Here is a 24,524-nt window from a genome sequence, read left to right as displayed (position 1 = left end):
CCGGCCTGACAAAAGCCAGACCGGGCGTTGCGTTTAGAGTCCGGACGCTGTGCCGTGCATTTGCATGCTACGGCCCATCGTGGCCCTTGAAGTGCGCGAGTCAGAGGCTGCGAGCAACCTGAACCTTCTCGAAGACTTCGATCTTGTCGCCGACTTTGACGTCGTTGTAGCTCTTCACGCCGATACCGCATTCCATGCCGGCACGTACTTCGGAAGCGTCATCCTTGAAGCGGCGCAGGGATTCCAGCTCGCCTTCGAAGATAACGATGTCTTCACGCAGTACACGGATCGGACGGTTACGGTGCACGACACCTTCGATCACCATGCAACCGGCGATCGCGCCAAACTTCGGCGAACGGAACACGTCACGCACTTCAGCCACACCCAGGATGTTTTCGCGAACATCGCTGCCGAGCATGCCGGTGAGGGCTTTCTTGACGTCTTCGATGATGTCGTAGATCACGTTGTAGTAACGCATGTCCAGACCTTCCTGCTCGACGATCTTGCGAGCGCCAGCATCGGCACGCACGTTGAAGCCGAACAGTACAGCGTTGGAAGCCAGTGCCAGGTTGGCATCGGATTCGGTGATACCACCGACGCCGCCGCCCACTACGCGCACTTGAACTTCGTCGTTGCCCAGGCCATTCAAGGCACCGTTCAACGCTTCCAGCGAACCACGGACGTCAGACTTGAGGACGATGTTGAGCGTCTTCTTCTCGGCCTGACCCATGTTTTCGAAGATGTTTTCCAGCTTGCCGGCGTGAGCGCGAGCCAGTTTGACTTCGCGGAACTTGCCTTGACGGAACAGAGCCACTTCACGGGCTTTCTTCTCGTCGGCAACCACGCTCATCTCGTCGCCAGCGTCCGGGGTACCGTCCAGGCCGAGGATCTCGACAGGGATGGATGGACCGGCTTCCTTGATCGGCTTGCCGTTCTCGTCGAGCATGGCACGTACGCGGCCATAGTTCGAACCGACCAGAACCATGTCGCCTTGACGCAGAGTACCGTCCTGAACCAGCACGGTTGCCACCGGGCCACGACCTTTGTCGAGACGCGATTCAACCACTACACCACGGCCAGGAGCCGATGGAGTCGCTTTCAGTTCAAGCACTTCGGCCTGCAGCAGAACGGCTTCAAGCAGCTCGTCGACGCCAGTACCCATCTTCGCCGAAACCGGTACGAATGGAGTGTCGCCACCCCAGTCTTCGGAGGTCACGCCGTGAACCGACAGCTCGCTGCGGATGCGATCGAGATCGGCGCCCGGCTTGTCGATCTTGTTCACTGCAACCACCAGCGGCACGCCAGCTGCCTGAGCATGCTGAACGGCTTCGATGGTTTGCGGCATCACGCCGTCGTCCGCTGCAACCACGAGGATCACGATGTCGGTCGCCTTGGCACCACGGGCTCGCATTGCGGTAAACGCGGCGTGACCCGGGGTGTCGAGGAAGGTGACCATGCCGCGATCAGTCTCAACGTGGTATGCACCGATGTGCTGGGTGATACCGCCGGCTTCGCCAGCAGCTACCTTGGCACGACGGATGTAGTCGAGCAGGGATGTTTTACCGTGGTCAACGTGGCCCATTACGGTCACGACTGGCGCACGGGAGAACGACTCACCTTCAAACTTCAGGGACTCGGCCAGGGAATCTTCCAGGGCAGTGTCGCTGACCAGGGTCACTTTGTGGCCCAGTTCTTCGGCTACCAGTTGAGCAGTTTCCTGATCAAGCACCTGGTTGATGGTCGCTGGGGTACCCAGTTTGAACATGAACTTGATGATTTCAGCCGCTTTGACCGACATCTGATTGGCGAGATCGCCAACCGTGATGGTCTCGCCGATCTGCACATCACGCACGACAGGGCCGGTCGGGCTCTGGAAACCGTGGGCGTTGCGCTTCTTCAGCTTGGCCTTGCCGCGACCACCACGACGGAAGCCATCGCTTTCTTCGTCGGTAGTGCGTGGCGCCACGCGTGGAGCCGGGGCTTTTTCCTTGACCGATGCGCGATGCGGAGCGTTTTTGCGCTCGCCATCACCGCCACCGCTGCGACGATTGTTATCGTCGGCACGTGGCTTGTCCGGACGGCGCTGTTCGTTCTGCTTGTTGCGAACGTCAGCCGATGGAGCAGGAGCAGCAGCCACCGGTGCGCTTTCGCGAACAGGTTCGGCAGCAGCCGGAGCCGCAACGGCGTCGCTGGCAGCGGTTTGCGCAGCAGCAGGCTGGTTACGCGCTGTTTCTTCGGCGCGTTGCTTGGCTTCTTCTTCAGCCTTCTGGCGAGCAGCATTTTCTACTGCGCGACGCTCATCCAGTTCACGCTTGCGCTCGGCTTCGATTTCTTCCGGGCTGCGCTGTACGAAAACTTTCTTCTTGCGAACTTCTACGCTGATGCTCTTGCTACCAGCCACACGCAGGGTGCTGGTGGTTTTACGCTGCAGCGTGATCTTGCGTGGTTCTTCCACTTTCGCCTTGTGACTGCTCTTCAAGTGAGTCAGCAGGGATTGCTTCTCACTGTCAGTCACATTTTCGTCGGCGGCGGTGTGCGGCAGACCTGCCTCACGCATCTGCTGCAACAGGCGCTCTACCGGTGTTTTGACCTCATCGGCCAGTTGTTTCACCGTGACTTGCGTCATGCACTTCTCTCCTCAGGCCGCGCCTAATTACTCGAACCAGTGGGCTCGGGCGGCCATGATCAACTTGCCGGCACGATCATCGTCAATGCCGTCGATGTCGAGCAGGTCGTCAATAGACTGCTCGGCCAGGTCTTCGCGGGTAATTACGCCGCGCACCGCCAGTTCCATCGCCAAATCCTTGTCCATACCCTCAAGCGAGAGCAGGTCTTCGGCCGGATGGGCGTCTGCCAGCTTTTCCTCAGTAGCGATGGCTTTGGTCAACAAGCGATCCTTGGCGCGAGCACGAAGCTCGTTGACGATGTCCTCGTCAAAGCCGTCGATGTTGAGCATCTCCTCCACCGGTACGTAGGCAATCTCTTCCAGGCTGGTGAAGCCTTCATCTACCAGCACCTGAGCCAGTTCTTCGTCGACTTCCAGCTCGTCGATGAAGTTGCGCAGGATGTCGCCGGTTTCTGCTTGCTGCTTAGCCTGGATGTCCGATTCGGTCATCACGTTCAGGGTCCAGCCAGTCAACTGGCTGGCCAGACGCACGTTCTGACCACCGCGACCGATGGCCTGAGCCAGATTGTCTGCGCCGACGGCGATGTCCATGGCATGGGCATCTTCGTCAACGATAATTGCCGCAACCTCGGCCGGGGACATGGCGTTGATCACGAACTGGGCAGGGTTGTCGTCCCACAGCACGATATCAACACGCTCACCACCCAACTCACCCGATACCGCCTGGACGCGCGAACCGCGCATACCGATGCAGGCACCTTGCGGGTCAATGCGCTTGTCCTTGGAGCGGACGGCGATCTTGGCACGCGAACCCGGATCACGGGAGGCGGCCATGACCTCGATGAGGCCTTCGGCGATTTCCGGCACTTCGATACGGAACAGCTCGATCAGCATTTCCGGCGCGGTACGCGACAGGATCAACTGCGGGCCGCGATTCTCGGTGCGGATTTCCTTGAGCAGTGCACGCAGACGCACGCCGACACGGAAGGTTTCGCGAGAAATGATGTCTTCACGGGCCAGCAACGCTTCAGCGTTGTTGCCCAGATCGACGATCACGTTGTCGCGGGTAACTTTTTTCACGGTGCCGGAGATGATTTCTCCCAGGCGCTCGCGATAGGCGTCAACCACTTGAGCGCGCTCGGCTTCGCGAACCTTCTGCACGATGACCTGCTTGGCAGTCTGTGCAGCGATGCGGCCGAACTCGATGGATTCGATTTTCTCTTCGACGACGTCACCGACCTTGGCGCCAGGATGCGTTTCGGCAACCTTGCTTGGCCAGGTTTCGATGGCCGGATCGTCGAGATCATCCTCTTCAACGACCGTCCAGCGACGGAAGGTTTCGTAGGAACCGGTGTGGCGATTAATTTCCACACGCAGGTCCACTTCGTCTTCAAAGCGCTTTTTGGTAGCAGTGGCCAGAGCCAGCTCCAGCGCTTCAAAAATTACGCTTGCCGGTACACCCTTTTCATTGGATACCGACTCAACAACCAGCAGTACTTCTTTGCTCATCGTACGCCTCGCCTTTCGCAAGCCATTGGATCCGCGGGATCCGCGTCTCAGTCAAAACTGGGAATAATGTTGGCCTTGTCGATCATATCGATCGGCAACAGGAACTCATGGTCTTCAACCTGCACCACGACATCCTGCTCTTCTACACCGCGCAGAAGGCCCTGAAAGTTGCGTCGTCCCTCGAAAGGCGAGCGCAGCTTGATCTTCACTTGTTCACCGGCAAATTTGGCAAACTGCTCAAGAGTGAACAGCGGGCGCTCCATGCCAGGCGAGGACACTTCAAGGGTGTATTCAACGGAGATCGGATCTTCAACATCCAGAACACCGCTGATCTGACGGCTGACAATGGCGCAATCGTCCACCAGCACGCCACCTTCTTTATCAATATAAACGCGCAACATCGAGTGCCGACCCTGAGCCGAAAACTCGATACCCCAGCATTCATAGCCCAGGGCCACGACCACCGGGGCCAGCAAGGCCTGCAACTCTTCTAGCTTGCTCGACACCTGAACCCCCTAGTGCATGATATGTGCATGCTTTGCAAAATAAAAAAATGGGCATAACGCCCATCCTTGAAACGCCGTCGAACAGCGGCGTTGAAAGTATCCAGCTAACAAAAAGCCCCTTAAAAGGGGCTCCTTAAACTGGTTGCGGGGGCCGGATTTGAACCGACGACCTTCGGGTTATGAGCCCGACGAGCTACCAGACTGCTCCACCCCGCGACAAAGCTGGGGCGGAAGTATACGACCGATCCCTTTTAGGGTCAATGTAACCTTCCACCTGCAAGAAAGCCCGCAACAGCGGGCTCTCCTGACTAATTGGTACCGAGAAGGGGACTCGAACCCCTACACCCTATGGGCACAACCACCTCAAGGTTGCGTGTCTACCAATTCCACCACCTCGGCAATACTACGCTTGAAACCCTTCTTACTTCTGCTCTTGAGCTGGAGGCACGTCAGTCGCTGGAGTAGCCGACTTTTGCTCTTGAAGCACCGGAACATCATCAGAAGCCGGTTGTTGCTTAGGTACTTCCAACACTGCTGGATCTGGCAAACCCGCTTGAGTCAGCTGATGAGCTTTCTCTTTAGCAAAGTAACCTAACCCCAAGCTGGTTATGAAGAAACCGGCGGCAAGTATAGCAGTAAACTTACTAAGAAAGGTAGAGGAACCTTGGCTTCCGAACACAGTATTTGAAGCACCTGCTCCGAAAGATGCGCCAGCGTCCGCACCCTTACCCTGCTGCAGCAAAACCAGAGCAACTACGCCCAATGCACCCAGCAGATGAAAAACGACTACGACTGTTTCCAGCATTTTCTCAGTTTCCCGCGGCGCGACAGATCGCACCGAACTCATCTGCATTCAGGGAAGCTCCACCAATGAGCCCCCCATCGATATCCGGCATGCCGAACAGTTCGACCGCATTGGCCGCCTTCACGCTGCCGCCGTATAGAAGCCGCACTCCTCGTGCGACTTCAGAATTCTCTGCCGCCAACTGGTCACGGATGGCCTTATGCACATCCTGAGCCTGTTGCGGCGTTGCAGTCAGCCCGGTACCAATGGCCCAGACCGGCTCGTAAGCAATGACCGCCTTGGCAAAGGCACCGACACCCAGCTCCTCGATGATGCTGCCCAGCTGACGCCCGACAACATCAAGAGTCTTCCCGGCTTCGCGCTGCTCGAGGGTTTCACCTACGCACAACACCGGAATCAAGCCACACGCCTGTGCCGCTGCGAACTTGCGATTCAGCATTCCGTCTCGCTCGCCCATAATCTGGCGACGCTCGGAGTGCCCAACAAGCACCAGGGAACAACCTGCATCCACCAACTGACTGGGAGCAATTTCACCGGTCAGTGCACCTTGCATGGCTTCCACCGCAGAGTTCTGCGCGCCGACTGAAATCGACTTGCCTTTCAAGCCATCAATCACTTGATTGATATACAAGCAAGGCGGAAACACCGCGACATCAATACCGCTCGGCAAGGCCAGATGACGAAGGCCGTTGATCAGCTCAGCGACGCTGGCGCGGGTACCGTGCATCTTCCAGTTACCAGCTACCATAGGGCGACGCATGCTGTACCTCGTCGGTCAAAGTGGGCGCAGATGTTACCCAACACAATCATGGCTTGCAAGCCGTATCAGGCAGAAACTTCGGTTATCAGTTTTGCCAGCTCCTCGGCGTAGCCGCGGACCTGGTTTTCATCTTCGCCTTCAACCATGACGCGCACCAAAGGCTCTGTACCGGACTTGCGCAGAAGCACACGACCGCGCCCCGCCATTGCGTGCGTTACACGAGCACTGGCTTCCTTGACAGCCGGATGCTCCAGCGGGCTTTCCCCGCCGCCAAAGCGCACATTGATCAGCACTTGAGGGCACTTGCGCAACGCCTGCCGGGTTTGTGCCAAACCTTCATTGCGGGATTTCAGAGCCATCAACACTTGCAAGGCCGCGATGATCGCGTCGCCCGTGGTGGTGTGATTGAAGCAAACCACATGCCCGGAGTTTTCCCCACCTACCAGCCAATTGCGCTCCTGCAGCTCGGCGATCACGTAGCGGTCACCGACATTGGCGCGAACGAACGGGATCGACAGCTCCGCCAGTGCCAGCTCAAGACCAAGATTGCTCATCAACGTACCGACGACGCCACCCTGCAACTTGCCGCGCTCATGCAGATCCCGGGCGATGATAAACAGCAAATCGTCACCATCGACGATGGTGCCGGTGTGATCAACCATCAATACCCGGTCGCCATCACCATCGAATGCGATACCGAGGTCGGCATGCTCGGCAAGTACCGCAGCCTGCAACGGCCCCATATGCGTGGAACCACAGTTATCATTGATGTTCAACCCGTTCGGCTGAGCAGACAGCACGACAACTTCAGCCCCCAACTCACGGAAGACGCTCGGCGCTACCTTATAGGTCGCACCGTGCGCACAGTCGATGACGATTTTCAGCCCAGCAAAATTGGTCCCAGTAGGCACGCTGCTTTTGCAGAACTCGATGTAGCGACCCGATGCGTCGTTGATTCGCGAGACCTTGCCGATTTTGCTCGACTCGACGACGGTCATCGGCGTATCCAGCAACTCTTCGATCATCAACTCCAACTCGTCCGGCAGCTTGGTGCCCTTACCGGAGAAGAACTTGATGCCGTTATCGTCATGAGGGTTGTGCGATGCACTGATCACAATGCCTGCTTCAGCCTGGAACGTGCGCGACAGATAGGCGATCGCGGGGGTCGGCATCGGGCCGAGCAGCATCACATCGGCGCCCGCCGAGGTCAGCCCGGCCTCGAGTGCCGACTCAAACATATAACCGGAGATCCGCGTGTCCTTGCCGACCAGCACCTTGCAGGCACCCATCTTGCGGAAGGCCATGCCGGCCGCCCAGCCAAGCTTGAGCATGAAGTCAGGCGTGATCGGGTACTCACCAACGCGACCGCGAATGCCGTCGGTACCAAAATATTTCTTGCTCATAAGTGCTCCATCATTCTTATTCGGCTGATTCCACGGCCGCGATCATTCGCACGACATCGACGGTTTCCGCCACATCGTGAACCCGCAATATAGACGCGCCCTTGACTGAAGCAAGCGCCGCCAGTGCCAGCCCGCCATGCAGACGCTCGCCCACGGGACGATTCAAGGCGTGGCCAATCATACTCTTGCGCGAAACACCTACCAGCAGAGGTCGACCCAGAGCATGCAGGGCCTCCATGTGCTTGAACAAGCTTAGATTGTGCTGCAGGGTTTTGGCGAAGCCGAAGCCGGGGTCAAGAATGATCCGCTCAGCGGGAATGCCAGCCTGGGCACACCGATCCATGCGCTCGGCGAGAAACTCACCGACCTCGCGAGTGACATCCTGATACTGCGGATTGTCCTGCATATCGCCCGGCTCGCCGAGCATGTGCATGAGGCAGACCGGTAATCCGGTCGCGGCCGCCGCGTCCAGCGCACCGTCGCGACGCAACGAACGCACGTCATTGATCAGCCCGGCACCGAGCCGTGCGGTTTCACGCATGACTGCCGGGGTGGAAGTATCGACCGAGATAACGACATCCAGCTCGCGATTGATCAGCTCGACAATTGGTGCGACGCGCTCAAGCTCCTCCAACGGAGAAACCGCTCGCGCACCGGGCCGAGTCGATTCGCCGCCGACATCGATAAGCGTCGCACCAGCCAGCACCATGGCTTCGGCATGGCGCAGAGCCGCATCGAGCTGGCTGTAATGGCCGCCGTCGGAGAAGGAATCAGGGGTGACGTTGAGAATGCCCATGACATGCGTCTGGGCCAAATCAAGAACCCGGTTGCCGCAAGGCAACCGGGTCAGGGACTGAACAGAAGTCATTTCAAACCTTAAACGTCAGCAGCCGGACCGCCAATCGGTTTTTCCGGACGCTCGTCCTGCACGACAGGCGGCGGAGGCGTACCGGTGCCGCCAGACCAGTCACGAGGCTCACGAGGTGTACGACCTGCCATGATGTCGTCGATCTGCTCGGCATCAATGGTTTCATACTTCATCAGCGCATCAGCCATGGCATCCAGCTTGTCACGATTATCCGTGAGGATCTGCTTGGCCGTACCGTAGCAGTGATCGATGATGCTGCGCACCTCGGAGTCGATCAGCTTGGCAGTCTCGCCGGAGAAGCTGGCAGCCTGACCACCGCCGCCGCGACCGAGGAACACTTCGCCCTCTTCTTCGGCGTACATCAACGGACCCAGTTTTTCCGACAGTCCCCACTTCGTCACCATGTTCCGCGCGATCTGACTTGCCCGCATAATGTCGTTGGACGCACCGGTGGTAACCCCATCGAAGCCCAAGGTCATTTCTTCAGCAATACGACCACCGTACAGCGAGCAGATCTGGCTGATCAGCGCACGCTTGGACAGGCTGTAGCGATCTTCTTCCGGAAGGAACATGGTCACACCCAGCGCGCGACCGCGCGGAATGATCGAGACCTTGTAAACCGGATCATGCTCAGGCACTACCCGACCAACAATGGCGTGGCCAGCTTCGTGATAAGCAGTGTTCTGTTTTTCTTTCTCGGACATGACCATTGATTTGCGCTCGGCGCCCATCATGATCTTGTCCTTGGCCAGTTCGAACTCTTTCATCTCGACGATACGCTTGCCGCTACGCGCAGCGAACAGCGACGCTTCGTTGACCAGGTTGGCCAGGTCAGCACCGGAGAAACCCGGAGTACCACGTGCGATCACTGCCGGAGCAACGTCGTCGCCCATTGGCACTTTGCGCATGTGGACCTTGAGAATCTGCTCGCGGCCACGAATGTCCGGCAAGCCAACCACCACCTGACGATCGAAACGGCCCGGACGCAGCAGTGCCGGGTCGAGTACGTCTGGACGGTTGGTTGCAGCGATGACAATGATGCCATCGTTCATTTCGAAGCCGTCCATCTCCACCAGCAACTGGTTGAGAGTCTGCTCACGCTCGTCGTGACCGCCGCCCATGCCGGCGCCACGGTGACGACCGACGGCGTCGATTTCATCGATGAAGATGATGCACGGCGCGTGCTTCTTGGCCTGTTCAAACATGTCGCGGACGCGGCTTGCGCCGACACCGACGAACATCTCGACGAAGTCGGAACCGGAAATGGTGAAGAACGGCACCTTCGCTTCACCGGCAATCGCCTTGGCCAGCAAGGTTTTACCAGTACCCGGCGGACCAACCATCAGCACACCGCGAGGAATGCGACCGCCCAGACGCTGGAATTTGCCCGGATCACGCAGGAACTCGACAAGCTCGCCGACTTCTTCCTTGGCCTCGTCGCAACCGGCGACGTCAGCCAGTGTGGTTTTGACCTGATCTTCGGAGAGCAAGCGTGCCTTGCTCTTGCCGAAGCTCATCGGGCCGCCCTTGCCACCAGCGCCACCCTGCATCTGGCGCATGAAGAACATGAACACCGCGATGATCACCAGAATCGGGAAGCTGGCCACCAGAAGCTGGGTCCAGATGCTTTGCTGCTCAGGCTGTTTGCCTTCAACCACTACATGGTTGTCGACCAGGTCTCCGATAAGACCATTGTCCTGAATTGCCGGACGAATGGTCTTGAAACTGTCGCCATCGGTACGCTTGCCGGTAATCACATAACCATCAACGGCGACGCGCTCGACCTTGCCATCCTTGACCTGCTGGATGAAGTCGGAATAGTTGAGGGTTTGCGGCTCGTTAGGGCTGGAGAAGTTGTTCATCACCGTCACCAGGACAGCCGCGATGATCAACCACAGGATCAGATTCTTTGCCATATCGTTCAATTAACTACCCTCTGAAGCAAGCTCCGCTACTGGCGCGCGCTTCGCATGATATTCACCGGCCTAACTTACTACATTACCTACGACTCTGGCAGGCGCCGTCTGTAACCCTTTGTGAAACACTTTCTACACAATATTCGCTTATGCACGCGGAGCGAAATACGAAAAACCTATCGCCCTGGCGAAAAACCTCGCTTTACGCATCACCGCCGCGGTAACCCCATGCCAGCATGTATTGCTCACGAGAGCTGCCACGGGAAGAGTCTGGCTTGATCATCTGGATCTTGTCGAATTTCTTCCGAGCATCCTTCAGATAAACATCGAAACCTTCGCCCTGAAAAATCTTGATGACGAAATTGCCACCCGGCTTGAGTATCCGCTCCGCCAGATCCAGAGCCAGTTCGCAAAGGAACATGGCCTTGGGCATATCCACTTCCGGCGTACCACTCATATTGGGGGCCATATCGGAAATCACAAGGTCTACCTGCGAATTACCCACAGCCTCAAGGATCTGAGCGAGAACCACGTCCTCAGTGAAGTCGCCCTGGATAAACTGCACGTCAGGGATGCTGTCCATTTCCAGGATGTCCGAGGCGATCAGACGCCCCTGCCCACCAATCAGCCGACTGGTGACCTGCGACCAGCCGCCCGGCGCAGCGCCCAGGTCGACCACGCTCATGCCCGGGCGGATCAGTTTGTATTTTTCCTGGATTTCCAGAAGCTTGTAACTTGCACGCGAGCGGTAACCATCCTTCTGCGCCTGCTTCACATAAGGATCGTTGACATGTCTTTTCAGCCAACCAAGGCTTGTCTTGGAACGCGCCATTGGGCACCTCGATGATTAGGGTCGTGATTAGTTGGGCGGATCCACGAACCCTCGGGTAAAATGGCCGCCATTTTACAGAATCCAGACGAAAGGGTCAGATTATGCCGCTCACTCCAGAGCAGAAGAAACAGTACAAATCCATTGGCCACCACCTGAAACCAGTTCTGACGGTGGCTGACAACGGTCTGACTGAAGGTGTGCTAGCCGAACTTGAACGCGCCCTGGCGGATCACGAGCTGATCAAGATCAAGCTCAACATCCTCGATCGCGAGTCGCGCCTGGCGCACATCGCAGAACTGTGCAAGGTCGGCAAAGCGGACCTGGTACAGGTCATCGGCAAGATGGCACTGGTGTATCGCAAGAACTTCAGCGTCAACAAGCAGCTGTCGAACGTTCATCGCTTCAAGTGATGACAAGAGTCAAGGGTGTGCTTCGCGCACCCTGCCACTCCAGCCCGGCACCGGCTGCATGACCAGCACCAGCCCGGAAAATCCGAGTACCAGATAACTGAACAACTGCCAGCGCTGCGCCTCCGGCCAGCCAACACGCACGGCGACATACATCGCACATGCGTACAACGCCATCATCAGCACCTGCCCGCGAAAATCCCGCCATAGACTGCCAGGGCCCTCGGCCTGTACCAGCACCAAAGCCTGAAAAATCACGCAAACCGCAGCGAAACCCACCACCAGCACTTCAAAGGCACTGGCGACTTCGTCGATCAGCAGCGGCGCCAGGCCAATCTGACCCAACGCCGGCTGCAAACCGAGATGAATCAACCATAGCCCGCCGACCCAAAGCATCTGGGCCAGCTGCCAAAGCATGGCGCCCGCATGCAGCGGGCGCCTTCTTTCAGATGTGACGTACTTCGACAATCTCGTACTCGATCACGCCACTTGGCGTTTTGACGGCGACGACGTCACCCTCTTCCTTGCCAATCAAGGCACGGGCCAACGGTGAGCCGACGGAGATCTTGCCGAGTTTGAAGTCAGCCTCATCCTCACCCACGATGTGGTAAGTGACGCTTTCATCAGTCTCGACGTTCGCGATTTCGACAGTTGTACCGAAGATCACCTTACCGGTGTGAGGAATGGCCGTAACATCGATGATGACCTGATTCTGAATCCGGCCTTCGATATCACGGATCCGCGCCTCGACCATGCCCTGCTGCTCGCGGGCAGCATGGTATTCAGCGTTTTCCTTCAAGTCACCCAACTCGCGGGCCGTACCGATGTCCTGGCTGAGCTTCGGACGGACGACCTTGGTCAGGTGAGCGTGTTCTTCTTCCAGGGCTTTTGCGCCCTGAACGGTCATTGGGTACTTGGTTATGCTCATGCCTTCAATCCTGCGTGTAGATCCTGCAAGCGGCGCACGGTCTTTTCCGGACCGAACTTCAGCGCTTCGCAGATCGCTTCGCCCGCAGCGATAGTGGTGGTGCAGTAGATCTTGTGCTGCAGGGCATTGCGACGAATGGAGTACGAATCGGCGATCGACTGACGACCCTCGGTGGTGTTGATGATCAGCGTGACTTCGTCATTCTTGATCATGTCGACCACGTGTGGACGACCCTCGGTCACCTTGTTCACGCGGCGCACTTTCAGGCCTGCGGCTTCGATCAGCTTCGCAGTGCCGGCAGTGGCGACCACTTCGAAGCCCAAGTTGATCAGATCACGGGCCACGCCTGCAACCAGTGGCTTGTCGTCATCGCGCACGCTGATGAACGCAGTACCGCCGGTCGGCAGCACTTCGCTGGCGCCCATCTGCGCCTTGGCGAATGCTTCACCGAAGGTGTCGCCGACGCCCATCACTTCACCGGTCGACTTCATCTCCGGACCGAGGATTGGGTCAACGCCAGGGAATTTGGCGAACGGAAACACCGCCTCTTTCACGCTGTAGAAGTTCGGGATGATTTCCTTGGTGAAACCGATCTCTTTCAGGGTCTTACCGGCCATCACGCGTGCTGCGATCATCGCCAGGGAAACACCGATGCACTTGGAAACGAACGGCACGGTACGCGAGGCGCGCGGGTTGACCTCGATGACGTAGATGTCTTCGCCCTGCAAAGCCAACTGCACGTTCATCAGGCCGACAACACCCAGTTCCAGGGCCATTTTCTTGACCTGTTCGCGCATCTCGTCCTGGATGTGTGCCGGCAGCGAGTACGGCGGCAGCGAGCACGCGGAGTCACCGGAGTGAACGCCCGCCTGTTCGATGTGCTGCATGATCGCGCCGATGACGACATCTTTACCGTCGCAAACCGCATCCACGTCCATTTCGATGGCGCAGTTGAGGAAGTGGTCGAGCAGTACCGGGCTGTCGTTGGATACTTGCACCGCGTCACGCAGGTAACGCTTGAGCTCGTCTTCCTTGTAAACGATTTCCATCGCACGGCCGCCCAGTACGTAGGACGGACGCACGACCAGCGGGTAACCGATTTTCGCGGCAGCACGAACCGCCTCGTCTTCGCTGCGCACGGTGGCGTTTGGCGGCTGACGCAGGTTCAGACGCTCAACCATTTGCTGGAAGCGCTCGCGGTCTTCGGCGCGGTCGATGGCGTCAGGGCTGGTGCCGATGATCGGCACGCCAGCAGCTTCCAGAGCGCGCGCCAGTTTCAGCGGAGTCTGCCCGCCGTACTGGACGATCACGCCTTTCGGCTTCTCGACGCGGCAGATTTCCAGCACGTCTTCCAGGGTTACCGGCTCGAAGTACAGACGGTCGGAAGTGTCGTAGTCGGTGGAAACGGTTTCCGGGTTGCAGTTGACCATAATGGTTTCGTAGCCGTCTTCGCGCAGGGCGAGAGCAGCGTGAACGCAGCAGTAGTCGAACTCGATGCCCTGGCCGATACGGTTCGGACCGCCACCCAGAATCATGATCTTGTCGCGACCCGACGGCGCGGCTTCGCACTCTTCCTCGTAGGTCGAGTAGAGGTAAGCAGTGTCGGTAGCGAATTCGGCAGCGCAGGTGTCAACGCGCTTGTAGACCGGGAATACTTCGAGTTTCTGACGGTGCGTGCGCAGGTTTTTCTCGGTCACGCCCAGCAGCTTGGCCAGACGCTGGTCGGAGAAGCCTTTGCGCTTGAGCTTGAACATCAGGTCGCGGTCGATCGAAGACAGACCGAGGGTCTTGACCTTCTCTTCGTCCTTGATCAGGTCTTCGATCTGCACCAGGAACCAGGGGTCGATCATGTTCATGCCGAAGATGTCTTCGACCGACAAACCAGCGCGGAATGCGTCAGCCACGTACCAGATACGCTCGGCGCCCGGCACGGTCAGCTCGCGCTTGAGCACGCTCATGCTTTCCGGATTGCTCAGGTCGAGTTTCTCGTCCAGACCACACACGCCGACTTCGAGACCGCGCAGGGCTTTCTGCAGGGATTCCTGGAAAGTCCGGCCGATGGCCATGACTTCACCCACCGACTTCATCTGCGTGGTCAGGCGCGCGTCAGCCTTGGCGAATTTCTCGAAGGCGAAGCGTGGCAGCTTGGTCACGACGTAGTCGATCGACGGCTCGAAGGACGCCGGAGTCTTACCGCCGGTGATGTCGTTCGACAGTTCGTCGAGGGTGTAACCCACAGCCAGTTTGGCCGCGACTTTGGCGATCGGGAAACCGGTGGCTTTCGAAGCCAGCGCCGAGGAACGCGATACGCGCGGGTTCATTTCGATCACGACCATACGGCCAGTGTTCGGGCAGATACCGAACTGCACGTTGGAACCGCCAGTCTCGACGCCGATCTCGCGCAGTACCGCCAGCGAGGCGTTACGCAGGATCTGGTATTCCTTGTCGGTCAGGGTTTGTGCCGGCGCAACGGTGATCGAGTCACCGGTGTGCACGCCCATCGGGTCGAAGTTTTCGATCGAGCAGACGATGATGCAGTTGTCCTTTTTGTCGCGGACAACTTCCATTTCATATTCTTTCCAGCCGATCAGCGATTCGTCGATCAGCAGCTCTTTGGTCGGCGACAGGTCCAGACCACGGGCGCAGATTTCTTCGAATTCTTCACGGTTGTACGCGATACCGCCACCGGTGCCGCCCATGGTGAAGGACGGACGGATGATGCACGGGAAGCCCAGCGTCTCGAGGACGGCGTTGGCTTCTTCCATGCTGTGCGCGATGCCGGAGCGCGGGCACGCCAGGCCGATGGATTTCATCGCCTTGTCGAAACGCGAACGGTCTTCAGCCTTGTCGATGGTGTCGGCGTTGGCACCGATCATCTCTACGCCGAACTTCTCCAGAACGCCTTCGCGCTCCAGGTCCAGGGCGCAGTTCAGAGCGGTCTGGCCACCCATGGTTGGCAGTACGGCGTCCGGACGCTCTTTTTCGATGATCTTGGCCACGGTCTGCCATTTGATCGGTTCGATGTAAGTGGCGTCGGCCATGTCCGGGTCGGTCATGATCGTGGCCGGGTTGGAGTTCACCAGGATGACGCGGTAACCCTCTTCGCGCAGGGCTTTGCAGGCCTGGGCGCCGGAGTAGTCGAATTCGCAGGCCTGGCCGATAACGATCGGGCCAGCGCCGAGAATCAGGATGCTTTTAATGTCTGTACGTTTTGGCATGGGTTGTCACTCAAATCCGCAGGTCAGTCGGCAAGCCGTCTTGATCGATTTCTGAAGTCCCGAAGGGGCCACCGGTGCCGGGGCCGCCCTCGAGGGCTTCTCTCTACAGTCTCAAGGCGAACGCTTAGCGTCGCTTGGCCATCTCGTTGATGAAGCGGTCGAACAGTGGCGCGACGTCGTTCGGGCCCGGGCTCGCTTCAGGGTGGCCCTGGAAGCTGAACGCGCTCTTGTCGGTGCGCTCGATGCCTTGCAGGGTGCCGTCGAACAGCGATTTGTGGATCGCGCGCACGTTGCCCGGCAGGGTGGCTTCGTCGACCGCAAAACCGTGGTTCTGGCTGGTGATCATCACAACGCCAGTGTCCAGATCCTGCACCGGGTGGTTGGCACCGTGGTGGCCATGGCCCATTTTCAGGGTCTTGGCGCCGGAGGCCAGTGCCAGCAACTGGTGGCCGAGGCAGATGCCGAATACCGGCGTCTCGGTTTCCAGCACTTCCTTGATTGCCTGAATTGCGTAGTCGCATGGCTCCGGATCGCCAGGGCCGTTGGACAGGAACACGCCGTCCGGCTTCAGCGCCAGGACATCGGCAGCCGGAGTCTGCGCAGGCACTACGGTGACGCGGCAGCCGCGCTCGACCAGCATGCGCAGGATGTTGACCTTGACGCCATAGTCGAAGGCCACCACGTGATACGGCAGCTCGGACGCTTCGATGGTCGCGTGGCAGTCGGTTTTCAGATCCCAGACAGTCGAGCGCCATTCGTACTGAGTCTTGGTGCTGACGACTTTCGCCAGATCCATGCCCTTCAGGCCCGGGAAGCCTTGCGCAGCGGCGATGGCCGCTTCTTCGGAGATGTTGTCGCCGGCCATGATGCAGCCGTTCTGAGCGCCTTTTTCACGCAGGATGCGGGTCAGGCGACGGGTGTCGATACCGGCGATTGCCACTACATTGCTGGCTTTCAGGTAATCGGACAGGGACATTGTGTTACGCCAGTTGCTCGCTACCAGCGGCAGGTCACGGATGACCAGGCCAGCGGACCAGACGCGGTCGGACTCGGCATCTTCCGGCGTGGTACCGGTGTTGCCGATGTGCGGGTAAGTCAGGGTAACGATCTGTTGGGCGTAGGAAGGATCGGTAAGGATTTCCTGATAGCCGGTCATTGCGGTGTTGAACACCACCTCACCAACGGTCTGACCGTCGGCTCCAATGGCTTCGCCGCGAAAAATGCTGCCATCAGCAAGGGCGAGTATGGCTGGCTTAGTCAAGAAGACCTCCCGTAAATAACGCATGAAAGGGCAATCGCAGGTTGTAAAAAAGCGGAGTGACGTATGGACACGTCACCCCGCTTCTTCACTGAAATTATTCTGCGCGCTTTTAGTGGACACACTAAAGCTGTAGCTTACAGAAAAGGCCGTTTTTGGTCCACCGCTAAAGAGCCTTAAAGGCCAGAGAATGCGACAGGTCGTCGCCAAGCGGTAAAAACCGGCGCAAAACGAGACGTTTGCGCCGGGTTCAGCAGCAACTCAACGCAGGTCGAGCACGTCTTGCATGTCGTACAGGCCCGGCTCGCGACCGTCCAGCCACAGCGCCGCACGCACCGCGCCTTTGGCGAAGGTCATGCGGCTCGACGCCTTGTGGGTGATCTCGACACGCTCGCCATCGGCGGCGAACAGGACGGTGTGATCACCAACGATGTCGCCAGCGCGCACGGTGGCGAAACCAATGGTTTCACGCTCACGCGCACCGGTCTGACCTTCACGACCATAGACCGCGACCTTCTTCAGATCACGCCCCAGGGCATCGGCAATCACTTCACCCATGCGCACCGCCGTTCCGGACGGAGCATCGACCTTGTGCCGGTGATGGGCTTCCATGATCTCGATATCGACATCGTCACCCAGCACGCGCGCAGCGGTGTCGAGCAACTTCAGGCATAGATTGACGCCAACGCTGAAGTTGGCAGCGAAGACGATCGGAATGTCCTTGCCCGCCTCGGCCAGCAATTGCTTCTCTTCAACACTGAAACCGGTGGTGCCGATGATCATCGCTTTGCCGTGTTTGCGGCAGAACGCGAGATTTTTCAGGGTCACGGTCGGGTGAGTGAAGTCGATCAGCACATCGAACTCTTCAACCACACGATCCAGGTCACCGGACAGCGGCACGCCGATACGGCCCAGCGCTGCCAGCTCACCGGCATCCGCACCGACCAGCGTGCTGTCGGGACGATCAACCGCCGCCGTCAGACCGGCGCCCGGCGTCTGCTGCACCGCTTCAATCAGGGTTTTGCCCATGCGCCCGGCGGCGCCCATCACTGCAATACGTCGCATGCCGACTCCTTACAAATCGCCGAAGAAACGCTTCACACCGTCGAACCAACCGGTGGTTTTCGGCGAGTGGCTGTTGTCGTCGGCCAGGGAGCTGCGGAATTCTTCCAGCAGTTCACGCTGACGACGGTTGAGGTTGACCGGCGTTTCGACAGCCACACGACACATCAGGTCACCGGCACCGCCGCCACGCACTGGCGCGACGCCTTTGCCGCGCACGCGGAACTGCTTGCCGGTCTGCGTGCCTTCAGGGATTTTCAGTTTGACGCGACCGTCGAGGGTCGGGATTTCCAGCTCGCCGCCCAGCGCTGCGTCGACGAAGCTGATCGGCACTTCGCAAAACAGATGCTTGCCGTCACGCTGGAAGATGTCGTGCTCGCGCACGTTGATCACAACGTACAGGTCGCCAGTCGGCCCGCCCTGGGTACCCGCCTCGCCTTCGCCGGACAGACGAATGCGGTCGCCCGTATCGACACCGGCCGGTACTTTGACCGACAGCGTTTTGTACTCTTCGACGCGACCGTCGCCGTGGCAGGAATCGCACGGATCGGAAATGATCTTGCCCTGGCCATGGCAGCGCGGGCAGGTCTGCTGCACCGAGAAGAAACCTTGCTGCATACGCACCTGGCCAATGCCGCCACAGGTCGGGCACGTCGAAGGCGAAGAGCCTTTCTTGGCACCGGAACCATCGCAGGGCTTGCAGTTGACCAGTGTCGGAACGCGGATATTCACCGACGTGCCGCGCACCGCTTCTTCCAGATTCAGCTCCAGGGTGTAGCGCAGATCGCTGCCACGCTGGGCGCCGCCACGGGCACCGCCGCGACCGCCGCCGAAGAAATCACTGAAGACATCGCCAAAGATGTCCGAGAAGTTCTGACCACCGAACCCGGCACCGCCGCCGCCCATGCTTGGATCAACGCCGGCATGACCATACTGGTCGTACGCCGCGCGCTTGCTGGCGTCGGACAACACTTCATAGGCCTCGTTGGCCTCTTTGAATGCTTCTTCCGAAGCTTTGTCGCCGGGATTACGGTCGGGGTGGTGCTTCATGGCCAGGCGGCGATAGGCCTTCTTCAGGTCCGCTTCGCTCGTGCCCCGCTCAACACCCAATACTTCGTAATAGTCACGCTTTGCCATAAGTTCTTTGCACTCTTAAGGACGTTCGGCAAACCCCTCCTGAGCCTCGCCAAACTCGTTGAGCCCCCATGAAGGCCCGGACCCAACTCACGTCAATTCAACGATCCTGGTCTTGATTGATGCGGTATTTGCGGCGCGAAAAGCAGGAGCATTCCCGGCCATACCACCAACACGCGAGCGCTGTCGCATGCTGTAAAAATTCGCGTATTCCAGATACGCCAACGCGGGAGGCAAGCTCCCGCGCGGCGACATCCTACCAGTCACCGCCGCAAGGCAGTCAACCGGGCGACCAACAACTTACTTGTGGTCTTTTACTTCTTCGAACTCGGCATCGACAACGTCGTCAGCCTTCTCAGCCGATTCGCCTTGCGGGGCTGCGCCATCAGCTGGCTGAGCCTGTTCGGCGTACATCTTCTGAGCAACCGGAGCGGAGACTTTCGACAGCTCTTCAACCTTGGCTTCGATGGCAGCCTTGTCGTCGCCTTTGACAGCGGCTTCCAGGGCAACCACAGCAGCTTCGATTGCAGTCTTCTCTTCGGCGGTGACCTTGTCACCGGCGTCAGCGATCATCTTGCGAGTCGAGTGAACCAGTGCATCACCCTGGTTACGGGCAGCGGCCAGCTCTTCGAACTTGCGGTCTTCCTCGGCATTCGCCTCGGCATCACGCACCATGCGCTCGATTTCTTCGTCGGACAGACCGGAGTTGGCCTTGATCACGATCGACTGAGTCTTGCCGGTGGCCTTGTCTTTCGCACCAACGTGCAGAATGCCGTTAGCGTCGATGTCGAAGGTCACTTCGATCTGCGGTACGCCACGTGGAGCTGGTGGAATATCGGCCAGATCGAACTTGCCCAGCGATTTGTTCTGTGCGGCTTGCTTGCGCTCGCCCTGCAGAACGTGAATGGTCACAGCGCCTTGGTTGTCGTCGGCAGTCGAGAACACTTGCGATTTCTTGGTAGGAATCGTGGTGTTTTTCTCGATCAGCGCGGTCATCACGCCACCCATGGTTTCGATACCCAGGGTCAGCGGGCTGACGTCGAGCAGCAACACGTCTTTCACGTCGCCGGCCAGAACAGCACCCTGAATTGCAGCACCCATGGCAACAGCTTCGTCCGGGTTCACATCTTTACGCGCTTCTTTACCGAAGAAATCGGTAACCAGCTTCTGCACCAGCGGCATACGAGTCTGACCACCGACCAGAATCACGTCGTTGATCGCGCTGACGTCGATACCGGCGTCTTTCATGGCAATGCGGCAAGGTTCGATGGTGCGCTGAACCAGGTCTTCAACCAGCGCTTCGAGCTTGGCACGCGAGATTTTCACGTTCAGGTGCTTAGGACCGGTCGCGTCTGCAGTGATGTACGGCAGGTTGACGTCGGTCGACTGAGCGGACGACAGCTCAATCTTGGCTTTCTCAGCGGCTTCTTTCAGACGCTGCATGGCCAGCGGGTCACCCTTAAGGTTCATGCCGCTTTCTTTCTTGAATTCGTCAACGAGGTAGTCGATCAGACGAATGTCGAAGTCTTCACCGCCCAGGAACGTGTCACCGTTGGTGGCCAACACTTCGAACTGGTGCTCGCCATCAACTTCAGCGATCTCGATCACGGAAACGTCGAAAGTACCGCCACCCAGGTCGTAAACGATCACGGTGTGATCGCCCTTGGCCTTGTCCATACCGTAAGCCAGAGCGGCTGCGGTTGGTTCGTTGATGATACGTTTTACGTCCAGACCCGCGATGCGGCCGGCGTCTTTGGTCGCCTGACGCTGACTGTCGTTGAAGTAGGCCGGAACAGTGATCACCGCTTCGGTCACTGCTTCGCCGAGGTAGTCTTCGGCGGTCTTCTTCATCTTTTTCAGGATTTCAGCCGAGATTTGAGGCGGGGCCATTTTCTGGCCGTTCACTTCAACCCAGGCGTCGCTGTTATCAGCCTTGACGATCTTGTAAGGGACCATCTGGATGTCTTTCTGCACAACTTCTTCGTCGAAACGACGACCGATCAGACGCTTTACTGCGTACAGGGTGTTGTGCGGGTTTGTGACAGCCTGACGCTTGGCCGACTGACCTACCAGAATTTCGCCATCATTGGCGTACGCGATGATCGACGGCGTGGTACGCGCGCCTTCAGCGTTTTCAATCACTTTGGCTTTGCCGTTTTCCAGCACGGAGACGCAGGAGTTGGTAGTCCCCAGGTCGATACCGATAATTTTGCCCATGTTCACTCTCCCGAAACTTTGGATTTTTTTGCCGCAGCAGTGGTGGCTGACTGCGGTAATACTTAAACGCTTGACTTCTAAATGGGGGCCTTGCGGCTAATTTCAAGCCTGCTCGTCAATCGACGGCGAAACCGGCGCCGGTGCCTTGCTGACCACGACCATCGCCGGGCGCAACAGGCGACCATTGAGCTGGTAGCCCTTCTGGAAAACCTTCAGCACGCTGTTCGGCTCAACGTCGGCGCTTTCCTGCATGGCCATCGCCTGATGGTGAACGGCGTTGAACGGTTCGCCATGCGGATCGATCGCTTCAAGCTGGTAGCGCTTGAGGGTGTCGTGGAACATTTTCAGGGTCAGTTCGATGCCTTCGCGCATCGGACGGATGCTTTCATCGTCCGGACTCGACAGCTCAAGGCCGCGCTCCAGGCTGTCCACGATCGGCAGCAAGTCGCTGGCAAATTTTTCCAACGCAAACTTGTGCGCCTTCTCGACGTCCTGCTCGGCACGGCGGCGAACGTTCTGCAGATCGGCAGCAACACGCAGAGACTGATCCTGCGCGGCGGCCAATTGCTCTTCGAGCACTTGCACACGGGTCGCCAGGTCGTCACCCGAACCTTCGGGCGCCTGATTGGCATCTGGATTTTGCGTATCTACTGTCTGTTCGTCAGCCATGGAATTCTCCTTTCAATTTCGTCCGCGAGCCTGACTCGCGCTTCTGCCCCGATATATGGGGCCGCAAAATCAGGCTTCAAGGGCTGCAAGCGATTGTCCCTACAAAAAAGTGCTGATTAATCATTCTGGAATGCACTAAGAAAACTTTCTGATCAAGCAAATCGAGCTAAGCAGGGGCATTGTCAGGCCAGAACAAAACACTGTATAAATAACCAGACCTCAAGCCTGGGAGCGGCCTTTATGCTGGTGCACCTGTCCGTACACAACTACGCCATCGTTGAACATCTCGATCTCGAGCTCGATCGCGGGATGAGCGTGATCACAGGAGAAACCGGCGCCGGCAAGTCGATCATGCTCGACGCCCTGGGCCTCACTCTGGGCGATCGCGCCGACAGCGGCGTGGTTCGTCCAGGCGCCGACAAAGCAGACATTCTCGCTACCTTCGATCTGGCTGATATCCCCGAAGCGAGCGCCTGGCTGGCCGAGCGCGACCTGGAAAACGACGGGCCATGCATCCTGCGCCGAGTCATCACTTCGGAAGGTCGTTCGCGCGGCTACATCAACGGCACGCCTTGCCCGCTCGGCGATCTCAAAGCCCTCGGCGAGTTGCTGATCGACATCCACAGCCAGCACGAACATCAATCGCTGCTGAAAACAGACACCCATCGTCGTCTGCTCGACGAGTACGCCGGCGCCACCGATCTGGCGCGCCAGGTGCAACTGGCCGCGCAGCGCTGGCGTCAGACCCGCCAGGAACTGGAGCGCCTCTCCAACTCCGGCGACGAACAACGCGCACGCCATCAACTGCTCAGCTATCAACTCGAAGAACTGGAAAACCTCGGGCTCGGCGAAAACGAACTCGAACAGCTTGAGCAGGAACACAAGAACCTGACGAACGCCGAAACGCTGTTGGGGATTTGCCGGCAAGTGGTCGAGCAGTGCAGCGAAAGCGATTCCGGCAATGTGCTGAATGCGCTGACCGCCAGCCTCAATCGCCTGTCCAGCGTGAACAATTCGGTGGGTGCGCTGGGTGAGGCCAGCAGCCTGTTGACGAGCGCGCAAATTCAGGTGGAAGAAGCGGTCGGCGAACTCAACCGCTTCCTCGACAACTTCGATGCCGACCCGGCTCGCCTGCAATATCTGGAAGAGCGCCTTGATGCGATCTACACCCTGGCGCGCAAACACCGGATTCAACCGACCGAAGTCGGCGAGATGCAGCAGAAACTGCTGGATGAAATCGAAACCCTCAACGCCAATGACGAATCCATCGAGCGCCTGGGCGAAGAACTGGCCTCTTACGCCCGCCACTATCAAGAGAAAGCCCGCGAGCTCAGCGATCTTCGCCATCAGGCCGCTGGCAGCCTCGCCAGCGCTGTCGAGCAGGAAATTCAGCGCTTGGGCATGCCCGGAGGCCGGTTCACCATTGAACTGAACGCCAACAGCAGCGACGAATTGCTGCCGAACGGGCTGGAACAGGTCGAACTGCTGGTCAGCGCCAACCCCGGCCAACCGCTCAAGGCGCTGGCCAAAGTTGCTTCCGGCGGTGAGTTATCGCGAATCAGTCTGGCGATCCAGGTAATCACCGCACAAACATCGCGTGTGCCGACGCTGGTATTTGATGAAGTTGACGTGGGTATTGGCGGACCGACTGCCGAGATCGTCGGTCAGCTACTGCGACGCCTCGGTGATCGCGGACAGGTATTGACCGTGACCCACTTGCCACAAGTCGCGGCGCAGGGGCATCAACATCTGTTCGTGCACAAGGTCCGCGACGAGAAGGCGACTCACACCGCTGTCGCGAAGCTGAGCAAGAATGAACGCATCGAAGAAGTTGCGCGCATGCTCGGCGGCATCGATCTGACCAAGGAATCGCTGGCCCACGCGAAAAAAATGGTGGTGACCGCCAAGGCGTAACGGATAGTAGAAAGCACGAAGGCGACCCTTGGGTCGCCTTCGTTCGTTTCGCGAATGTGAAATTCGCGCGACATGCTTACTTTTTCTTGCGTACGTACAGCACGAGATTGTGATCAACCATCTCGAAGCCGTGCTTCTCAACGATCGACTTCTGAAGCTTTTCGATTTCTTCGTCGAAGAATTCGATCACTTCACCCGACTCCACGTTGACCATATGGTCGTGGTGGCCACCGTCAGCCAGTTCGAAGACCGCGTGGCCGCCGTCGAAGTTGTGGCGGACCACGAGGCCGGCCGCTTCGAACTGGGTCAGAACACGGTAAACCGTGGCCAGACCGACGTCCTCGCCAGCTTCCATCAACGCCTTGTAGACGTCCTCGGCACTCATGTGGCGCTGCTCGGTAGAGTCGAGCATTTGCAGGATCTTGACCCGTGGCAGGGTCACTTTGAGGCCGGCTTTGCGTAGTTCGCTATTTTCAACCATGGTCAGCTTTC

Annotated in this window: 20 protein-coding genes and 2 tRNA genes; 2 read left to right on the top strand and 20 right to left on the bottom strand. The window is 58.5% G+C overall.

Going from position 1 to position 24,524, the window contains the following annotated elements:
* Positions 1-100: 100 nt before the first annotated feature.
* From infB to rlmE, 11 genes are all read right to left on the bottom strand, one after another.
* Complete coding sequence (infB, locus tag ACP7D9_RS18740) at positions 101-2,626, bottom strand: translation initiation factor IF-2 (protein ID WP_101158070.1); 2,526 nt, start codon at positions 2,624-2,626, stop codon at positions 101-103.
* Between the two features lie 27 nt (positions 2,627-2,653).
* Positions 2,654-4,135: a transcription termination factor NusA gene (gene nusA, locus ACP7D9_RS18735; protein ID WP_101158072.1), complete on the bottom strand. Its 1,482-nt coding sequence runs from the start codon at positions 4,133-4,135 to the stop codon at positions 2,654-2,656.
* Between the two features lie 47 nt (positions 4,136-4,182).
* Positions 4,183-4,641, bottom strand: a complete 459-nt coding sequence (gene rimP / locus ACP7D9_RS18730; protein WP_007973115.1) for a ribosome maturation factor RimP — start codon at positions 4,639-4,641, stop codon at positions 4,183-4,185.
* 139 nt (positions 4,642-4,780) lie between these two features.
* Positions 4,781-4,857, bottom strand: a tRNA-Met gene (locus tag ACP7D9_RS18725).
* 97 nt (positions 4,858-4,954) lie between these two features.
* Positions 4,955-5,040: transfer RNA gene (locus ACP7D9_RS18720), tRNA-Leu, on the bottom strand.
* Between the two features lie 22 nt (positions 5,041-5,062).
* Positions 5,063-5,446, bottom strand: coding sequence for a preprotein translocase subunit SecG (secG, locus tag ACP7D9_RS18715; RefSeq protein WP_016771756.1), 384 nt, complete (start codon positions 5,444-5,446; stop codon positions 5,063-5,065).
* A gap of 4 nt (positions 5,447-5,450) precedes the next feature.
* Entirely contained in the window at positions 5,451-6,206 is a 756-nt protein-coding gene (tpiA, locus tag ACP7D9_RS18710) for a triose-phosphate isomerase (RefSeq protein ID WP_101158074.1), read from the bottom strand.
* Between the two features lie 65 nt (positions 6,207-6,271).
* Positions 6,272-7,609 carry a phosphoglucosamine mutase gene (gene glmM, locus ACP7D9_RS18705; protein WP_426159050.1) on the bottom strand — a complete coding sequence of 446 codons (1,338 nt, stop codon included), beginning with the start codon at positions 7,607-7,609 and terminating at the stop codon, positions 6,272-6,274.
* A gap of 16 nt (positions 7,610-7,625) precedes the next feature.
* Positions 7,626-8,477 carry a dihydropteroate synthase gene (gene folP / locus ACP7D9_RS18700; protein ID WP_397480218.1) on the bottom strand — a complete coding sequence of 284 codons (852 nt, stop codon included), beginning with the start codon at positions 8,475-8,477 and terminating at the stop codon, positions 7,626-7,628.
* A gap of 8 nt (positions 8,478-8,485) precedes the next feature.
* Positions 8,486-10,393: an ATP-dependent zinc metalloprotease FtsH gene (ftsH, locus tag ACP7D9_RS18695; protein WP_101158080.1), complete on the bottom strand. Its 1,908-nt coding sequence runs from the start codon at positions 10,391-10,393 to the stop codon at positions 8,486-8,488.
* A gap of 202 nt (positions 10,394-10,595) precedes the next feature.
* Entirely contained in the window at positions 10,596-11,225 is a 630-nt protein-coding gene (rlmE, locus tag ACP7D9_RS18690; RefSeq protein WP_426159047.1) for a 23S rRNA (uridine(2552)-2'-O)-methyltransferase RlmE, read from the bottom strand.
* Between the two features lie 101 nt (positions 11,226-11,326).
* On the opposite strand from rlmE, the gene ACP7D9_RS18685 reads away from it, so the two are divergent.
* On the top strand, positions 11,327-11,635 hold the full coding sequence (locus ACP7D9_RS18685) for a YhbY family RNA-binding protein (protein WP_003221534.1): 309 nt from the start codon (positions 11,327-11,329) through the stop codon (positions 11,633-11,635).
* A 9-nt stretch (positions 11,636-11,644) separates the two neighbouring features.
* On the opposite strand, the gene ACP7D9_RS18680 is transcribed toward ACP7D9_RS18685, so the two are convergent.
* The 8 genes from ACP7D9_RS18680 to grpE form a co-directional block, all read right to left on the bottom strand.
* Positions 11,645-12,049, bottom strand: a complete 405-nt coding sequence (locus ACP7D9_RS18680; RefSeq protein WP_101158084.1) for an MFS transporter — start codon at positions 12,047-12,049, stop codon at positions 11,645-11,647.
* 28 nt (positions 12,050-12,077) lie between these two features.
* Positions 12,078-12,554 carry a transcription elongation factor GreA gene (gene greA, locus ACP7D9_RS18675; protein WP_101158199.1) on the bottom strand — a complete coding sequence of 159 codons (477 nt, stop codon included), beginning with the start codon at positions 12,552-12,554 and terminating at the stop codon, positions 12,078-12,080.
* Positions 12,555-12,556: 2 nt separating this feature from the next.
* Positions 12,557-15,778 (bottom strand): carbamoyl-phosphate synthase large subunit, encoded by a 3,222-nt coding sequence (gene carB / locus ACP7D9_RS18670; RefSeq protein ID WP_039759558.1) that lies wholly within the window; start codon positions 15,776-15,778, stop codon positions 12,557-12,559.
* Between the two features lie 124 nt (positions 15,779-15,902).
* A complete protein-coding gene (gene carA / locus ACP7D9_RS18665) occupies positions 15,903-17,039 on the bottom strand; it encodes a glutamine-hydrolyzing carbamoyl-phosphate synthase small subunit (RefSeq protein ID WP_426159044.1) in 1,137 nt (378 codons plus the stop codon).
* 258 nt (positions 17,040-17,297) lie between these two features.
* Positions 17,298-18,101: a 4-hydroxy-tetrahydrodipicolinate reductase gene (gene dapB / locus ACP7D9_RS18660; protein WP_016771766.1), complete on the bottom strand. Its 804-nt coding sequence runs from the start codon at positions 18,099-18,101 to the stop codon at positions 17,298-17,300.
* A 9-nt stretch (positions 18,102-18,110) separates the two neighbouring features.
* A complete protein-coding gene (dnaJ, locus tag ACP7D9_RS18655; RefSeq protein WP_312995081.1) occupies positions 18,111-19,235 on the bottom strand; it encodes a molecular chaperone DnaJ in 1,125 nt (374 codons plus the stop codon).
* A 297-nt stretch (positions 19,236-19,532) separates the two neighbouring features.
* Positions 19,533-21,449 carry a molecular chaperone DnaK gene (gene dnaK / locus ACP7D9_RS18650; protein WP_101158088.1) on the bottom strand — a complete coding sequence of 639 codons (1,917 nt, stop codon included), beginning with the start codon at positions 21,447-21,449 and terminating at the stop codon, positions 19,533-19,535.
* A gap of 102 nt (positions 21,450-21,551) precedes the next feature.
* Positions 21,552-22,118 carry a nucleotide exchange factor GrpE gene (gene grpE, locus ACP7D9_RS18645; RefSeq protein ID WP_039759570.1) on the bottom strand — a complete coding sequence of 189 codons (567 nt, stop codon included), beginning with the start codon at positions 22,116-22,118 and terminating at the stop codon, positions 21,552-21,554.
* A 240-nt stretch (positions 22,119-22,358) separates the two neighbouring features.
* Between grpE and recN the strand changes: the two genes are divergently transcribed.
* Positions 22,359-24,032 (top strand): DNA repair protein RecN, encoded by a 1,674-nt coding sequence (recN, locus tag ACP7D9_RS18640; protein ID WP_101158090.1) that lies wholly within the window; start codon positions 22,359-22,361, stop codon positions 24,030-24,032.
* A 76-nt stretch (positions 24,033-24,108) separates the two neighbouring features.
* On the opposite strand, the gene fur is transcribed toward recN, so the two are convergent.
* Complete coding sequence (gene fur / locus ACP7D9_RS18635; RefSeq protein ID WP_016771770.1) at positions 24,109-24,513, bottom strand: ferric iron uptake transcriptional regulator; 405 nt, start codon at positions 24,511-24,513, stop codon at positions 24,109-24,111.
* Positions 24,514-24,524 lie beyond the last annotated feature (11 nt).

This window comes from Pseudomonas sp. TSRC2-2, from assembly GCF_049897785.1.
Taxonomy (GTDB): domain Bacteria; phylum Pseudomonadota; class Gammaproteobacteria; order Pseudomonadales; family Pseudomonadaceae; genus Aquipseudomonas.
The sequence above is the reverse complement of the archived record's forward strand: the minus strand, read 5'-3'. Positions and strand labels throughout refer to the sequence as shown.

Coding starts and splice junctions, on each gene's coding strand:
- infB (WP_101158070.1), bottom strand. CDS start 2,626: ATGACGCAAGTCACGGTGAAACAACTGGCCGATGAGGTCAAAACACCG.
- nusA (WP_101158072.1), bottom strand. CDS start 4,135: ATGAGCAAAGAAGTACTGCTGGTTGTTGAGTCGGTATCCAATGAAAAG.
- secG (WP_016771756.1), bottom strand. CDS start 5,446: ATGCTGGAAACAGTCGTAGTCGTTTTTCATCTGCTGGGTGCATTGGGC.
- tpiA (WP_101158074.1), bottom strand. CDS start 6,206: ATGCGTCGCCCTATGGTAGCTGGTAACTGGAAGATGCACGGTACCCGC.
- glmM (WP_426159050.1), bottom strand. CDS start 7,609: ATGAGCAAGAAATATTTTGGTACCGACGGCATTCGCGGTCGCGTTGGT.
- folP (WP_397480218.1), bottom strand. CDS start 8,477: ATGACTTCTGTTCAGTCCCTGACCCGGTTGCCTTGCGGCAACCGGGTT.
- ftsH (WP_101158080.1), bottom strand. CDS start 10,393: ATGGCAAAGAATCTGATCCTGTGGTTGATCATCGCGGCTGTCCTGGTG.
- rlmE (WP_426159047.1), bottom strand. CDS start 11,225: ATGGCGCGTTCCAAGACAAGCCTTGGTTGGCTGAAAAGACATGTCAAC.
- ACP7D9_RS18685 (WP_003221534.1), top strand. CDS start 11,327: ATGCCGCTCACTCCAGAGCAGAAGAAACAGTACAAATCCATTGGCCAC.
- ACP7D9_RS18680 (WP_101158084.1), bottom strand. CDS start 12,049: ATGCTTTGGCAGCTGGCCCAGATGCTTTGGGTCGGCGGGCTATGGTTG.
- carB (WP_039759558.1), bottom strand. CDS start 15,778: ATGCCAAAACGTACAGACATTAAAAGCATCCTGATTCTCGGCGCTGGC.
- dapB (WP_016771766.1), bottom strand. CDS start 18,101: ATGCGACGTATTGCAGTGATGGGCGCCGCCGGGCGCATGGGCAAAACC.
- dnaJ (WP_312995081.1), bottom strand. CDS start 19,235: ATGGCAAAGCGTGACTATTACGAAGTATTGGGTGTTGAGCGGGGCACG.
- dnaK (WP_101158088.1), bottom strand. CDS start 21,449: ATGGGCAAAATTATCGGTATCGACCTGGGGACTACCAACTCCTGCGTC.
- grpE (WP_039759570.1), bottom strand. CDS start 22,118: ATGGCTGACGAACAGACAGTAGATACGCAAAATCCAGATGCCAATCAG.
- recN (WP_101158090.1), top strand. CDS start 22,359: ATGCTGGTGCACCTGTCCGTACACAACTACGCCATCGTTGAACATCTC.
- fur (WP_016771770.1), bottom strand. CDS start 24,513: ATGGTTGAAAATAGCGAACTACGCAAAGCCGGCCTCAAAGTGACCCTG.